Below are 14,359 nucleotides of genomic sequence, written 5' to 3'. Positions count from 1 at the left end.
GTATTTAATTTTCGGAAAGTAGCCAATTCAGATACTGAAAAATAACCGCTTCGAGCTAAAACACTATAAAATACTGGAGAAATGTGTCCGTTTGATAAAAAGAAAAGATCTTCATTAACGCCATTCATATCAAATCCTTCGTTTCTTTTCATTACGTTTTGATACAGGGTTACCAAGAACTCTGCACAGCCTAAAGAACCACCTGGATGACCTGAATTAACTGCATGAACCATTCTCAGAATATCTCTTCGAACTTGTTGTGTAAATTGTTCTAAATTAGAAATTTGTTGTGTCATTGTAAAAAGTTTTTTGCAAAAATAAATTTAATAATCTGTTTATACTAATGAGATTTTATTTTTTTATCAATAAGAATTCAACAATTTTTTGAATCACTTTTGAATCACCTAATATTTTTCTATGTCCTAATTGATTTGTAATTAGTAATTCTTTATCAGAAAGGTGTTCCGCTAAATGATAGGCTTCTGAAACCGGTATATCTTCATCATCAGTGTCATGAATAACTAAAACTGGAATTTTCACATCTTTAGCTGCTACGTATGCCGAAAAACTTTCCATTTCAAAATGGTATTTTTTCTCAAAATTATTTTTCATTAAAATAGCTACATCATTTGGTAAACCAATTTTTTCAATAAATGTATTCACAATATTAATGACGCTATTTCCACTGCCAATTACTACCGCTTTTTTTATTTGCAAGCCTTTTTTAACTGCATTTAAAATAGACATACCTCCTAAAGAATGTCCTACAGCAAATTCATAAGGACCATAGTGTTTTTCAACCTCTAAAATCGATTCGATAAACTCGAGCATTAATGTAGTTTTTGTACCTGATTTTCCGTGGGCAGGTGCATCAAAGCTAATTATAGAATACCCGTTTTCTAATAAGGCATCGGCAATTTTTACCAATTGAGTACCTCTGCCCGACCAGCCATGAACCAAAAGTATTTTTTTACTCGAATTTCCATAAGCATAGACCACAATTTCTTTATTAATTGTTGGAACAAATAATTTGGTTTGTTGCGAAGTAGCTTCCATTTGAAACTCTCTTTTCGGAATTTTATGTTTTATGGGCGTAATAAATAATTTTCGAGCAAATTTCTCAGCTAAATTTGGAGAAATTCGATATAAAAACCGCCCGATTAAAACTATGAATTTTGGAACTTGAGTTGTGGTTGAAGATTTTTTATTTGGCATCTGTCATGTTTTTATGCAAAAGTAATCAATTATAGTATGGTATGATTTTTGAATTAAACAAAAAATAGAATAACTTTGTTAGACCAAATTTTACATCATGAAAATACTTCTAAAATCACTTATCGTAACAGGAATTCTTGTAGTTTCTTGTGCAAAAAATCCGTTCACAGGAAAAAGCACAATGGCTTTTGTTCCAAACAGTCAAATTTTTCCATCTGCTTTTCAACAATACGATCAATTTTTATCTGAAAACAAAGTAGTTAAAGGAACTTCTGATGCCAAACGTATCGAAACAATTGGTATGAAAATAAAAACTGCTTCAGAACGCTTTTTAACCGCTAACGGAAAATCAGATTATTTAAACGATTACAAATGGGAATACAATTTAGTTGATAGCAAAGAAGTAAATGCTTGGTGTATGCCTGGTGGAAAAATTGTATTTTACACAGGGATTTTACCAGTATGTAAAGACGATGCTGGAATAGCAGCTGTAATGGGACACGAAGTTGCACATGCATTAGCCAATCACGGGCAACAAAGAATGAGTGCAGGTTTAATTCAGCAAGTTGGAGCCGTTGGAGCCGCATTAGCTGCTGAAAAATATGCACCAAAATATCAAAATGAAGCCATGCAGGCTTATGGTGCTGCATCTACTGTTGGTGGTATGTTGCCGTTTAGCAGAGCTCATGAAAGCGAAGCCGATATGATAGGTTTAACACTTATGGCTATTGCAGGATACGATCCCATTAATGCAGTTAAAGTGTGGGAAAGGATGTCGGCGCAATCTGAAGGAAAAGCGCCGCCAGAATTTTTAAGTACACACCCAAGTAACCAAACAAGAATTGATGAATTAACCGCATTACTTCCTCAAGCTAAAGCAGAAGCCGCTAAATTTGGCGTTACTTTTAAATAGTAAAAATATTATCTTATATTAGTCCCGATATTTATCGGGATTTTTATTTTATATATGATGCAACAACTAGAAAAAGGAAATAACAAAGTAATGAATGCTTGGGCATTTTATGATTGGGCAAACTCTGTATATTCGTTGGTAATATCATCTTCTATTTTTCCATTATATTTTGGGTTTTTATTCACGAAAGAAAATCCAAATATTGATATATTCGGAACATCCATTAAAGCTACATCACTGATTTTCTTCATTACCGCTTTTGCTTTCTTAACAGTTGCCGTTTTATCGCCAATTTTATCAGGAATTGCAGATTATTTAGGAAACAAAAAACGTTTTATGCAGTTTTTTTGTTATTTAGGTGCCGCATCATGTATAGGACTGTATTGGTTTACCAAAGAAAATATCGTATTTGGCATGTGCTGTTTCTATTTTGGATTGGTTGGTTTTTGGGGAAGTTTAGTATTCTATAATTCGTATTTATCAGATATTGCTTTTACAGAACAACACGATAAATTAAGCGCTAAAGGTTTTTCATTAGGATATGTTGGAAGTGTTATTTTACTTGTTATTTGTCTGTATTTAATTATTGGAAGCACAGATGAAGAAGCCATTCAAGCTATGAAATTATCATTTGTTTTTACTGGAATTTGGTGGATTGCATTTAGTCAATATACTTTTTATTATTTACCAAAAGGAAATAAAAATAAGCATCCGCTAACTTTTTCAGTAGTCCTTAATGGATATGACGAACTAAAGAAAGTTCAAAAATTATTTTTTAAAGACGCTACTTTAAAACGTTTTTTAATTGCCTTTTTCATCTATAGTATGGCAGTGCAAACAGTAATGCTTGTAGCTACTTATTTTGGAGAACAAGAAATAAATTGGGGTACTGCTGATGAAAAAAGACAAGGCTTAATTGTTAGTATATTAATGATTCAATTGGTAGCGGTTTTGGGAGCTATTTTAACCTCAAAATTGGCATTAAAATTTGGAAACATTAAAACGTTAATTGGCATTAATTCGGTTTGGATATTCATTTGTATTGGTGCTTTTTTTGTAACAAAACCCATTCAGTTTTACTTGGTTGCTGGAATTGTAGGTTTAGTTATGGGCGGAATACAATCGCTTTCACGCTCTACTTTTTCTAAATTAATGCCCGAAACAAATGACACCACCTCTTTTTTTAGTTTTTATGACGTAGCTGAAAAAATTGGAATTGTAATTGGAATGTTACTTTACGGAAGCATCAACCAAATTTCAGGAAGTATGCGAAATGCTATTTTATTTTTAGTATTGTTTTTTGCTATTGGTGTTGTTTTACTTTTTAGAACTTTAAAAGTTCAAAAATAATTTTATCTTTGGAAAAAATCAAACCTAACAACCATAAAAAACATGAAAACAATTAAAAACCTACTTTCTATTTTTGTAATTATTACATCACTAACTTTTGTTTCTTGCGAGAACGAACCGGTTGATTCGAGTCTACTAGGAAACAATGGTACAGGAAATAATTCTGGTGGTGGTAATTCTGGTGGTGGTGGCAACACATATTATGTAAAAACAAAAATTGATGGTGTACAAAAAGAATGGACTGGAATTAATGCAACTGGTGTATTTTTAAATAATAGTATATTTACTATATTTTGTGGTGGAACATCTACAACAGAAACACTTTCTTTAACTGTAAATAACACTTTAACTGGTCCAATTGCCGTAGCAAATTATCCATTTGAATGGGCTTTAACAACTTCAGTTTATACTTTAAACAATGTTGGATATTCAAGTGCTTATTCAGATTTTACTGTTAGTTCTGGAAGCATAAATATCACACAAATTAACACTGCAAACAACACCATTAAAGGTACTTTTTCTTTTGTTGCCAAAAATGATGGAATGACGGTTTCAAAAAATTTCACAAATGGAGAATTCTTTCTCCAATATCAATAAAAAATAAAACACAAAAATCCCGTCTCGTTATAAAAACAAGACGGGATTTTTTTATGGCATACATCTTGACTACTACAAATGTAAATTAATCTGTACATATTGTTTTTATTGAGACTTACGTCGATTAAAAAAAATAGTTGTAAATTTACGTCCCATTTTTAATGACAAAATGACTTATAAATAGATATGCCAAACCATAAAATAGTAGCGATTGACAATTTGTCGCTTCAAGAATTAGACTCAGAAGCAGAATTAATTCCATTAATGACTCCGGAAGATGAGGAGGAAATGAATAATGAAAAATTACCTGCAGATTTACCTATTTTACCCTTAAGAAACACCGTTTTGTTTCCTGGTGTGGTTATTCCAATTACGGCTGGACGAGATAAATCGATAAAATTAATAAACGATGCCAATGCTGCCGGTAAAATTATTGGTGTAGTAGCTCAAAAAAATGAAGCTGACGAAGATCCTACCTCAGATGAAATTCATCATGTGGGAACTGTTGCCCGTATTATGCGTGTATTAAAAATGCCTGACGGAAATACAACCATTATACTTCAAGGAAAAAAGCGTTTCGAAATTGACGAGTTCACTCAAACAGATCCGTATTTTAAAGCTACTATTAAAGAAGTAAATGAAGTGCGTCCAAAGAAAAAAGATGAAGAGTTTTCTACAATAATTGAATCTATAAAAGATTTAGCTATTGAAATTATAAAAGAAAGTCCAAACATTCCTTCTGAAGCCACTTTTGCAATTAAAAACATCGAAAGTAATCCGTTTTTAATCAATTTTGTGTCTTCAAATATGAATTTAAATGTTTCGGATAAGCAATATTTATTAGGAATAGTAGATTTAAAAGAACGTGCGTTAGAAACCTTAAGATATATGAATTTAGAACTTCAGAAATTGGAGTTAAAAAATGACATTCAATCTAAAGTTCGATTTGATTTAGACCAACAACAACGCGAATATTTCTTACAGCAACAAATGAAAACCATTCAGGAAGAATTGGGTGGCGTTTCGCACGATGCTGAAATTGAAGAAATGCGAAACAAAGGAAAAAGTAAAAAATGGGATGCAAAAACCGCAGAACATTTTGATAAAGAAATTTATAAATTACAAAGAACCAATCCAAATTCGCCAGATTTTGGAATACAACGAAATTATTTAGATTTATTTTTAGAATTGCCTTGGAACGAATTTTCTAAAGATAAATTTGATCTTAAAAAAGCACAACAAATTTTAGACCGAGACCATTTTGGTTTAGATGATGTAAAAAAACGAATTATTGAACATTTAGCAGTTTTGAAATTGCGCAACGATATGAAATCGCCAATTTTATGCTTATACGGACCTCCGGGTGTGGGTAAAACATCAATTGGAAAATCGGTTGCTGAGGCATTAGGAAGAGAATATGTTCGAATTTCATTAGGTGGTTTACGAGACGAAGCAGAAATTCGTGGACATAGAAAAACCTATATTGGAGCAATGCCAGGTAGAATTATTCAATCTATAAAAAAAGCAAAAACATCTAATCCCGTTTTTGTTTTAGATGAAATTGACAAGTTATCTTCAAGTCATAACGGAGATCCATCTTCTGCCCTATTAGAAGTTTTAGATCCAGAACAAAATAGCGACTTCCATGATAATTTCTTAGAATTAGGTTACGACCTTTCAAAAGTTATGTTTATAGCTACATCAAACAGTTTATCAACCATTCAACCTGCGTTAAGAGACCGAATGGAAATCATAAACATGTCAGGTTATACCATTGAAGAAAAAATTGAAATTGCGAAAAACTTCTTGTTACCCAAACAATTAAAGGAACACGGATTAACTACAAAAGATTTACAAATTGGTAAAAAACAATTAGAAAAAATCGTGACGGGTTATACACGTGAATCTGGTGTTCGTGGTTTAGATAAAACGATTGCTCAAATGGTTCGATATGCTGCAAAATCTGTAGCTATGGAAGAAGACTATAATATAAAAGTAACAGATGCTGATATTATTGAAGTACTAAAATCGCCAAGAATGGAACGTGATAAATATGAAAATAACGATACAGCTGGTGTAGTTACAGGTTTAGCTTGGACATCTGTTGGCGGTGATATTTTATTTATTGAATCGTTAGTTTCTAAAGGAAAAGGCGCGATGACTATGACAGGAAATTTAGGAACTGTTATGAAAGAATCGGTTACAATTGCGTTAGAGTACATTAAAGCAAATGCCAAACAATTGAATATTGAACCTGAAATATTAAACCAATATAACATTCACATTCACGTACCAGAGGGTGCTACTCCAAAAGACGGACCAAGTGCCGGTATTGCGATGTTAACCTCAATGGTTTCTAGTTTTACACAATGTAGAATTAAGAAAAATATTGCCATGACTGGGGAAATTACTTTACGTGGAAAAGTGTTACCAGTTGGCGGAATTAAAGAAAAAATATTAGCTGCGAAACGTGCTAATATTAAAGAAATAATTTTGTGTAAAGAAAACAAACGTGATATTGAAGAAATTAAAGCCGATTATTTAACGGGATTAACTTTTCATTATGTTGATACGATGAAAGAAGTAATTGATATTGCTATTTTGAAAGAAAAAGTAAAAAATGCTATTACTTTTGATATTAAAAAGGTAAATTAGATTTTCGGATATTCACAAAACAGACTAAAACCTATATGAAATAAAACATATAGGTTTTTTCTTTATATTTGAAATATTAAAATAAAACAATGAAAATACTACTTGTAGGAGAATTTAGTCGGTTACACAATTCATTAAAAGAAGGACTTTTGGCATTAGGTCATGAAGTTATTTTAGTGAATAATGGCGATGGCTTTAAAAACTATCCTGCAGATATAAGTATTCGAGCGGCTTTTTTTAAATCGAAATTAGGCAATATTCCAAGACAAATTTGGGCAAGAATTTTCAAATATGATTTGGCATTATTAGAACACGGAATTAGATTTTGGTGGATTTCCAAAAAACTGAAAAATTTTGATGTCGTTCAGTTAATTAATGAAAGCCCAATTCAAACTGTTTCTAAGTTAGAATTATTTTTATTGAAACGTATTTTCAAGCAAAATAAAAAAGTATTCTTAATGAGTTGTGGTATAGATTATATGACCGTATCACATATGCTACAACAAAAAGACAGATATTCTGTAATGAATCCTTACTTTGAAGGAATTTCTGAAGCTAAAAAACAATATAACTACTATTTTGATTTTTTAACAAATTCACATCAAAAAATCCATAATTTTTTATACAAAAATAGTTCAGGTGTAATTGCGTCTGATTTAGATTATGTTGCACCGCTAATTGGAAATGAAAAGTATTTAGGTATGATTGCAAATCCAATAAATATTAATAACATTGTAAGTAGTGAAGCTACAATTTCTGGAAAAATTTCTATTTTCTTAGGGATAAATTCAGGAAATTCTTACACAAAAGGTGTTTCTTTTTTTCAAAAAGCGTTAGTAATTATTCAAGAAAAATATCCTAATTTGATTGAAGTTAAAATCACTACAGATATACCTTACACAGCATATCAAAAACATTTTGAAAATGGACATATTATTTTAGACCAAGTATATGGTTTTGATCAAGGTTTTAATGCCTTAGAAGCTATGGCAAAAGGAAAAGTAGTGTTTACGGGTGCTGAAACTGAATTTTTAATACATTATCATTTACAAGAAGATGAAGTAGCAATAAATGCATTGCCCGATGTAAATTATTTAGTTGAAAAATTATCGTATTTAATTGAAAACCCTTCAGAAATTAATCGAATTGGTAAAAACGCCGTTCAATTCATACAAAAAGAGCACCATTACATTACTCAAGCAGAGAAATATGTGACGCTTTGGAATACCAATTAAGTTTTTCCTTCAAAAACAAAACAACCACAACTACCATAAAAAATTCATACGGGAAAGCGTATTTTGCATTGGTGCCATAAACTACAAGTGCTTGTAAAATAGCTGCTGCGTGAATAAATGCTAAAAGAATCATTACTTGAGTTACTTTCTTATTTTTAATAAAGAGAAATGTATAGTAAAAACTTAAAATCAAGAAAACAAATTTCAAAATTAAAAGTACTACCATCTGAATAGTATTGATAACTGTAACGAATGTATTTAACGTATTTTCTTTAAAACTCATGTAGGGCTTCATATCAAAAACCTTCCAAAAATCAAACCAAGAATTTGTAATCGAATAATATAAATAATCACCGAAATTTAAAGCAATTGTGGCTTTTGCATAATCGGCAAATTGATGTGTTACATCGGCAAATTTGGTATATTTTGGAGCCAAATGTTGTCCGCCCCATACTTTCCAAACTGCCATAGAAGCATCTTCGCCTTTTTGTAACATTTCCTCTCTATATTTTACGTAAGGCTTTGCTATAAAATCATATTCTTTTGGACCTTTTTCGGCAAAAAACAAGCAGTTTTGAGCTAAATTTAATCCAAAATAAGCTGTAGGTTCAAAGTAACCCGTTTTTTCTTCTACAAAACTACACCAGGAAAAATAAGCGTAAGCTGGTAAAATAAAAATTATTAGTTTGACAGAAATTACTTTTTTAAAAGTAGGATTTTTTATTAGATACAATGCATAAATTAAAAACGGATAAAAAAGAAAAAATGGCTTTACTAAAATTAAAATAGTAAGTAGTACACTCATACAAATTTCAACAATAATTTGCTTTTTTTCGAAATAATTGTTCAATAAAATATATAGAATAATCGAATTTAAAAGCAGCATAAATGTTTCGGCTAAAATAAACGTTTCAAAGAAAAAATTCTGAAGGTATAATGCAAAAAATAACGTGCAATAAAACGAAATCTTTTCCGGTATTTCTAATTTCAGTACTGTTTTAAACCAAAATACGGCAGTAATTATCCCCATTAGCATTTGTACTAAAACCACCAACATTTTATCATGATTTAGCAAATAAACCAAATACGGATAACCAGGCGTTCTTTCCCCTACATAATCGTTAAAATTATCGTTTAGCAATTCTGTTACAAAATGATTAAACGCCCAACTATCAGGAGCTTCAGAAAAAGAATTGTATCCAAAATAGAAAAGTAATTTTGCCGTAAAAAGGAAAAAAATCAACAAATAAATATATTTGTTATTCAGAAAATGCTGTTTCATTTTATGTTCTATAAATTTTAAGAAGTTCAAATGGAATTTTGAAAAAATCTATAACTTTAATTTTCGAATTTCCTATTTCTGTCCAATTTTCCAATGGAATTTCTTTTACTACTTCATTTAAATTATGAATCTTTTGCAATCGTTTTAATACTTCCACATCAAATAACCATTTTGAAATAAAAGGTTTCGAAAAAATAGGCTTGGCTGTTTCAAAATCAATAACTTTAGCACCACATTGCGTATCATAAACCGCTACTTTTAGTACAAATTGACTCACAATTGTGGCGAAAATTCGACCAAAATAATGCCTTTTTAAAGATCTTTTTACTTGATTTCCAATTAATTTAATTCTTGCACCCATAACCATTTTGTAGTTTTGATGTAATATAGAAAACTGGATTAATTTTTCCAATTCTGAAAAAGGAGTAGCCAAATCAGCATCGTAATACACAATAAAATCGGCATTAGAAATAGATAAAACAGCCGCACGAATGGCTTCTGCTTTTCCAACATTTTTATCTAATTTTAAAATGGTTAAGTTTGGAAATTTGTTTTTGAATTCGTTTAAAATAATACTTGTATCGTCAGTACTTCCATCATCAACTAAAATAAAATCATATTGTAAATAGTTATTAAAAATCTGATGAAAACGTTCAATTTCGATTCGTTTTTCTTCGTTATAAAACGGAATTATTATCGTTATTTTCATCTTAATTGTTTTCTAAAGTAAATAACTAAAACCACTAAATAAATCAAATAAGTAAAGGCATATGCTTGCACAATTCCATTTATTCCAATAGTATGCAACATCCAATTTGAAGAAAAATACATAATACACAACGATATTATTTCTGTAATTATAAAAACTTTAGTCTGTTTCTTTGCTATTAGTAGGGTTCCAAAAATAAGTGAAGTAGCTTTTAACACATCGCCAATTAATTGCCATAAAAACAACGATTCCATCGATTCAAATTCCGAAGAAAACAAAGCCTGAATAATTAATTCTCGCAAAAAATAAATAATTACTAAACCAATTGTGAAAAGTGGAATAATAGTTTTTAAATAGTGTAAAACAATCTCTTTACTATTTGAATTCGTTTCTGCTAATTTTGGATAAAAATATATCGCCATTATAGATGAAACAAATAGCAAATAATAAGACGAGATGCGCTGTAAACCTTCATAAATTCCTGCGTTTTGCAATCCAGTTATAGAAACAATATCGGTACGAATTTTCAACAAAACAAAAGAACCAATTACGCCAGAAACCAATGCCATCAACACATATTCAGATAAGTTTTTTACTACTGAAAAATTGAAGTTTTGAAAGGAAAAAACATCGGAAACTGAAATAAGATTTTTAAGATAAAACAAGCAAACAAAAAACACGAAAACTGGTGCTAAAACTATAGAAACTAAAGCGCCAAATGTGGAATAATAATAGATTAGAAATAACGAAAATAGTAACGCAATAGCACTTGAAATAATCTGAATATATATTACATTTTTGTATTTTTGAAAGCCATTAACTACTGAAATACAAAACGTTGAAAAAACATATAATGGAAATAAAATAGCTAAAATATAAAATAAAAATCCATACAATTCAGTATGATTAAATAGTTGTTTTGACAAATAATTAGCACAAAAAATTAAAATCAAACTAATTGCAATAGAAGAAGTTAAAAGTAACAATCCAAAAGTAGCTAAAACCGATTTCAATTTAGATTTATCATTCTGAAATTCAGAGACATATTTCACAACGGCATTCTGAATTCCAAGTAAAGAAAAATTTTCCAATACATTTAAAAAAGCTCTAAAATTTCCTACATAAGCCATTCCGTTTGCACCAACAAAAAGGGCTAACGCTTTTGAAGTAATGAAACCAAAAATCAATTTCAACAATATATGAATACTATTCAAAGAAGTAATTTTGAATAAAGGTTGTTGTATTATTTTTTTAATTTCAGACAATTAATACGAATTTAAAGTAGCAATAATATGCGTAATTTCTTCATCTGACAACACGGAACTCATTGGCAAACTCAGCACTTCTTGATGAATTTTTTCAGTAATTGGCAAACTCAAATGATTAAATTCTTGTAATGCTTTTTGTTTGTGAGGCGGAATTGGATAATGAATTACCGTTTCTATTCCGTTTTTATATAAATATTCTTGCAACTTATCTCTATTTTCTGTACGAATTACAAATAGATGAAAAACGTGATCATTGAAATTATTGCAAACTGGCAATTGAATTTTGTTGTTTTTTATTTCAGATAAATAACGTTTTGCTATTTTTTTTCGTGCCTCGTTTTCAGTATTTAAATGTGGCAACTTTATGTTTAAAAATGCGGCTTGCAATTCATCTAATCGAGAATTTACTCCAATAAAATCGTTATGGTATTTCTTATTTGAACCATAATTTCGTAAAGAAAATAAAATTTCTGCTAATGCATCATCATTAGTTGTAATCGCACCACCATCGCCTAAAGCACCTAAATTTTTTCCTGGATAAAAGCTAAAAGCTCTTGTGTGATTTCCATTAAAAGTTAATCCGTGCGCTTGAGCAGCATCTTCAATAACAAGTAAATTGTGAGACGCACAAATAGCATTAATTTTATCCATTTCAGCCAATTGTCCATATAAATGAACCACTAAAATAGCTTTTGTTTTTGAAGTGATTTTTTCTTCAAATAAATTGGGATCGATATTAAACGTTTCAATATTTGGCTCTACTAAAACAGGAATTAAATCGGCTTGTAAAATTGCCAAAACAGAAGCTATATAGGTGTTTGCAGGAACTATCACTTCATCACCTTTTTGTAAATTTCCTAGTTGAATATGAGCTTTTAAAATTAAAACTAAAGCATCTAACCCATTTCCAACACCAATACAATGTTTTGCCTTAGAAAAGGAAGCAAAACTTGTTTCAAATTGTTTTACTTCATCACCTAAAATATACCAACCGTTATCTAAAAACGCTTTGGTTTTAGCTAAAAATTGAGCCTCAAAAGGCTTATTTAATTTATGTAAATCGAGGAATTTTATCATATCAACACCTGATTTAATTTTACGTAATTTTTAGTCTCAATTTCATAAAAATTTTGAACAATTGTTCTTGCTCCAAAAGATTCTTTCCAATAATGTAAACTTTCTCTCAGTTGTAATCCATTATTTTCATTAGAAATTCCAAAATCAAAATATTTATCATTTGAGAATACGTTTTGAATTAAATGATTGTATAAAAAATCCAAACCACCTAGTTTGGTGTTAAATGCTTTGTTTCCTGAGATATACTGAGGATGAATTACGTTTTTTGTAATAAAGACAGTTACGCCACCTATAATTTCATTTTCAAAATACACATTAAATTGTCTAATTAATTTAGGGAATTTAGACTTTAAATAAGTCATTTCTTCCACAGTATGTATGGGTTTTGAATTGTATTTGGTATATAAATTCGGAATTAATAGTTTTTCCCAAAATAAATCAAAAGAAGTTTCTTCTACAATTTTTAATTGCTGTTTTTCGCCTGTTTCTATGCCTCTTTTACGAACACGTGAAGGCACAATTTTATTTGCTAATTCCAAAATAGCTATAGCATCTCTTCGAATAAGCTTAGCTTGTAATAAAAATGAAATGTACTCCATTTCGTCCGATGGAAAGGAATTATAAATTGGTGGAATTATTTTTAATTGTACTTTATTAAATCCGGCTTCAAATAAATATTGAAATAAATTATAGTTTAAATGAATTATTTCAGAAAGTTTGCTTTTTTCATCTAAAATTAGTCCGCCATAAGTTAAACCTTTATGCGAAAAAAGTTCGTTTTCAATTCTATTTGCAGGAAAAAGTGCTTTTAAGTTTTCCTTTTCATCAAAAATAAGCAACGAATAATCTTCAAATCTATCCGAATGGTATTCCATAAAATCTCGATGAAACAAAAATGTAGCATTTTTTGCATCTGCTACAAAGTCATTCCATAAATTATAATATTCGGAAGTATATTTTATTATTTTAAACGTATTCATTATTGATTTTGAGTGTTCTAATTATGAAAAATATCAATTTGGCTTCATAAATCTTTGGGGAAATTAGTAAAATTTATTACTTTGGTAAAATTATTCAGCATAAATATTAAATTTTAAAACCTATTGATGAAAAAATCACTTGCGTTTTTTATGTTTTTCTTACAATTTTCATTTTCTCAAAATATTGGTTTATTTAGCCAATTTAATGGAAGATACGACTTTACTTTTGTGGGAAACACATTAAATCCTGTTGAAAATTCATTTCAAACCGCTCCGACAGTTTTAACAACATCTTCGGCCACATTAGCACTTGGCACCAATGACATTATTGAAAGCGCCTATTTATATTGGGCAGGCTGTGGAACTGGCGATTTTAACGTCAAATTAAATGGTACAGATGTACTTGCTACCAGAACTTTTTCAAATATATTAACTCAAGGTCAATCGTTTAATTATTTTAGCGCATTTGCGAATGTTACCTCACAAGTACAATCTACCGGAAATGGCACCTATACTCTTTCAGATTTAGATGTGAGTAGTTTCGTCCCGCTTCACGCGCAAAATAGCACTAATTTTGCAGGTTGGGCACTAATAGTTGTATATAAAAACCTATCATTACCCTTAAATCAGTTAAATATTTACGATGGGTTGCAAGTGGTATCGCAATTACAAAACAATCTAAATGTTACACTTAATGCGTTAAACGTAATTGATAATGTGGATGCGAAAATTGGTTTTTTAGCTTGGGAAGGCGATTCCGGAATTCAAGTGAATGAAACATTGCGAATCAATGGAAATATAATTAGCAATCCGCCTTTAAACCCTGCCAATAATGCTTTTAACGGTACGAATTCTACTACCAATTCCAATCAATTATACAATATGGATTTGGATATTTACAACATCCAAAATAATATCAATATCGGTGATACTTCCGCGTTAATTCAATTAACTTCAGGTCAAGATTATGTAATGATTAATGCTATTGTAACAAAATTAAACAGCCAGTTACCAGATGCTCGAATTACCTTTCCAGCACCAGCTTTAAGTTGTAATGTAAGACAACTTCAAATCAATT

The 14,359-nt window shown here is 30.1% G+C and carries 11 protein-coding genes and 2 pseudogenes; 6 read left to right on the top strand and 7 right to left on the bottom strand.

The features are described from left to right. Together KA468_RS08535 and KA468_RS08530 are read right to left on the bottom strand one after the other, a co-directional pair. Window positions 1-296 (bottom strand): annotated as a pseudogene (locus tag KA468_RS08535) (transketolase); the annotation flags it as partial. Window positions 297-351: 55 nt separating this feature from the next. Further along, window positions 352-1,215 (bottom strand): alpha/beta hydrolase, encoded by an 864-nt coding sequence (locus KA468_RS08530; protein WP_291242523.1) that lies wholly within the window; start codon window positions 1,213-1,215, stop codon window positions 352-354. A 97-nt stretch (window positions 1,216-1,312) separates the two neighbouring features. Here KA468_RS08530 and KA468_RS08525 point away from each other — a divergent pair, with 97 nt between their 5' ends. The 5 genes from KA468_RS08525 to KA468_RS08505 all read left to right on the top strand — a co-directional run bounded on the left by KA468_RS08525 (window position 1,313) and on the right by KA468_RS08505 (window position 7,965). After that, window positions 1,313-2,128, top strand: coding sequence for a M48 family metallopeptidase (locus tag KA468_RS08525; RefSeq protein ID WP_291242522.1), 816 nt, complete (start codon window positions 1,313-1,315; stop codon window positions 2,126-2,128). A gap of 57 nt (window positions 2,129-2,185) precedes the next feature. After that, window positions 2,186-3,478, top strand: a complete 1,293-nt coding sequence (locus tag KA468_RS08520; RefSeq protein WP_291242524.1) for an MFS transporter — start codon at window positions 2,186-2,188, stop codon at window positions 3,476-3,478. Window positions 3,479-3,520: 42 nt separating this feature from the next. After that, window positions 3,521-4,075, top strand: a complete 555-nt coding sequence (locus KA468_RS08515; RefSeq protein ID WP_291242521.1) for a DUF6252 family protein — start codon at window positions 3,521-3,523, stop codon at window positions 4,073-4,075. Between the two features lie 186 nt (window positions 4,076-4,261). Continuing rightward, a complete protein-coding gene (gene lon, locus KA468_RS08510) occupies window positions 4,262-6,730 on the top strand; it encodes an endopeptidase La (RefSeq protein ID WP_291242520.1) in 2,469 nt (822 codons plus the stop codon). An 89-nt stretch (window positions 6,731-6,819) separates the two neighbouring features. Then, the gene (locus KA468_RS08505; RefSeq protein WP_291242519.1) at window positions 6,820-7,965 is read left to right on the top strand and encodes a glycosyltransferase; all 1,146 of its coding nucleotides are present in this window, start codon (window positions 6,820-6,822) and stop codon (window positions 7,963-7,965) included. Here KA468_RS08505 and KA468_RS08500 read toward each other — a convergent pair. Genes KA468_RS08500 through KA468_RS08480 form a run of 5 tightly spaced genes read right to left on the bottom strand, consistent with a single transcriptional unit; the run spans window position 7,922 to window position 13,281 of the window. Next, entirely contained in the window at window positions 7,922-9,247 is a 1,326-nt protein-coding gene (locus KA468_RS08500) for a hypothetical protein (protein WP_291242518.1), read from the bottom strand. The genes KA468_RS08505 and KA468_RS08500 overlap by 44 nt on opposite strands. A 1-nt stretch (window position 9,248) precedes the next feature. Next, the gene (locus KA468_RS08495) at window positions 9,249-9,956 is read right to left on the bottom strand and encodes a dolichyl-phosphate beta-glucosyltransferase (RefSeq protein ID WP_291242517.1); all 708 of its coding nucleotides are present in this window, start codon (window positions 9,954-9,956) and stop codon (window positions 9,249-9,251) included. Beyond that, a complete protein-coding gene (locus KA468_RS08490; RefSeq protein WP_291242516.1) occupies window positions 9,953-11,170 on the bottom strand; it encodes an O-antigen translocase in 1,218 nt (405 codons plus the stop codon). The genes KA468_RS08495 and KA468_RS08490 overlap by 4 nt, the downstream gene beginning before the upstream one ends. A 51-nt stretch (window positions 11,171-11,221) precedes the next feature. Then, window positions 11,222-12,301 carry a DegT/DnrJ/EryC1/StrS aminotransferase family protein gene (locus tag KA468_RS08485; protein WP_291242515.1) on the bottom strand — a complete coding sequence of 360 codons (1,080 nt, stop codon included), beginning with the start codon at window positions 12,299-12,301 and terminating at the stop codon, window positions 11,222-11,224. Continuing rightward, complete coding sequence (locus KA468_RS08480) at window positions 12,298-13,281, bottom strand: GNAT family N-acetyltransferase (protein ID WP_291242514.1); 984 nt, start codon at window positions 13,279-13,281, stop codon at window positions 12,298-12,300. Before KA468_RS08480 ends, KA468_RS08485 begins: the two co-directional genes overlap by 4 nt. Window positions 13,282-13,407: 126 nt before the next feature. On the opposite strand from KA468_RS08480, the pseudogene KA468_RS08475 reads away from it, so the two are divergent. After that, window positions 13,408-14,359, top strand: a pseudogene (locus KA468_RS08475) (gliding motility-associated C-terminal domain-containing protein); the annotation flags it as partial.

Source organism: Flavobacterium sp., assembly GCF_017985075.1.
Classification (GTDB): domain Bacteria; phylum Bacteroidota; class Bacteroidia; order Flavobacteriales; family Flavobacteriaceae; genus Flavobacterium.
This window is presented reverse-complemented; position numbering and strand designations above follow the sequence as displayed.

What these genes read in the sequence shown, in the direction of transcription:
- KA468_RS08530 (WP_291242523.1), bottom strand. Translation starts at nt 1,215, where the DNA reads ATGCCAAATAAAAAATCTTCAACCACAACTCAAGTTCCAAAATTCATA.
- KA468_RS08500 (WP_291242518.1), bottom strand. Translation starts at nt 9,247, where the DNA reads ATGAAACAGCATTTTCTGAATAACAAATATATTTATTTGTTGATTTTT.
- KA468_RS08495 (WP_291242517.1), bottom strand. Translation starts at nt 9,956, where the DNA reads ATGAAAATAACGATAATAATTCCGTTTTATAACGAAGAAAAACGAATC.
- KA468_RS08480 (WP_291242514.1), bottom strand. Translation starts at nt 13,281, where the DNA reads ATGAATACGTTTAAAATAATAAAATATACTTCCGAATATTATAATTTA.
- KA468_RS08525 (WP_291242522.1), top strand. Translation starts at nt 1,313, where the DNA reads ATGAAAATACTTCTAAAATCACTTATCGTAACAGGAATTCTTGTAGTT.
- KA468_RS08520 (WP_291242524.1), top strand. Translation starts at nt 2,186, where the DNA reads ATGCAACAACTAGAAAAAGGAAATAACAAAGTAATGAATGCTTGGGCA.
- KA468_RS08515 (WP_291242521.1), top strand. Translation starts at nt 3,521, where the DNA reads ATGAAAACAATTAAAAACCTACTTTCTATTTTTGTAATTATTACATCA.
- lon (WP_291242520.1), top strand. Translation starts at nt 4,262, where the DNA reads ATGCCAAACCATAAAATAGTAGCGATTGACAATTTGTCGCTTCAAGAA.
- KA468_RS08485 (WP_291242515.1), bottom strand. Translation starts at nt 12,301, where the DNA reads ATGATAAAATTCCTCGATTTACATAAATTAAATAAGCCTTTTGAGGCT.
- KA468_RS08505 (WP_291242519.1), top strand. Translation starts at nt 6,820, where the DNA reads ATGAAAATACTACTTGTAGGAGAATTTAGTCGGTTACACAATTCATTA.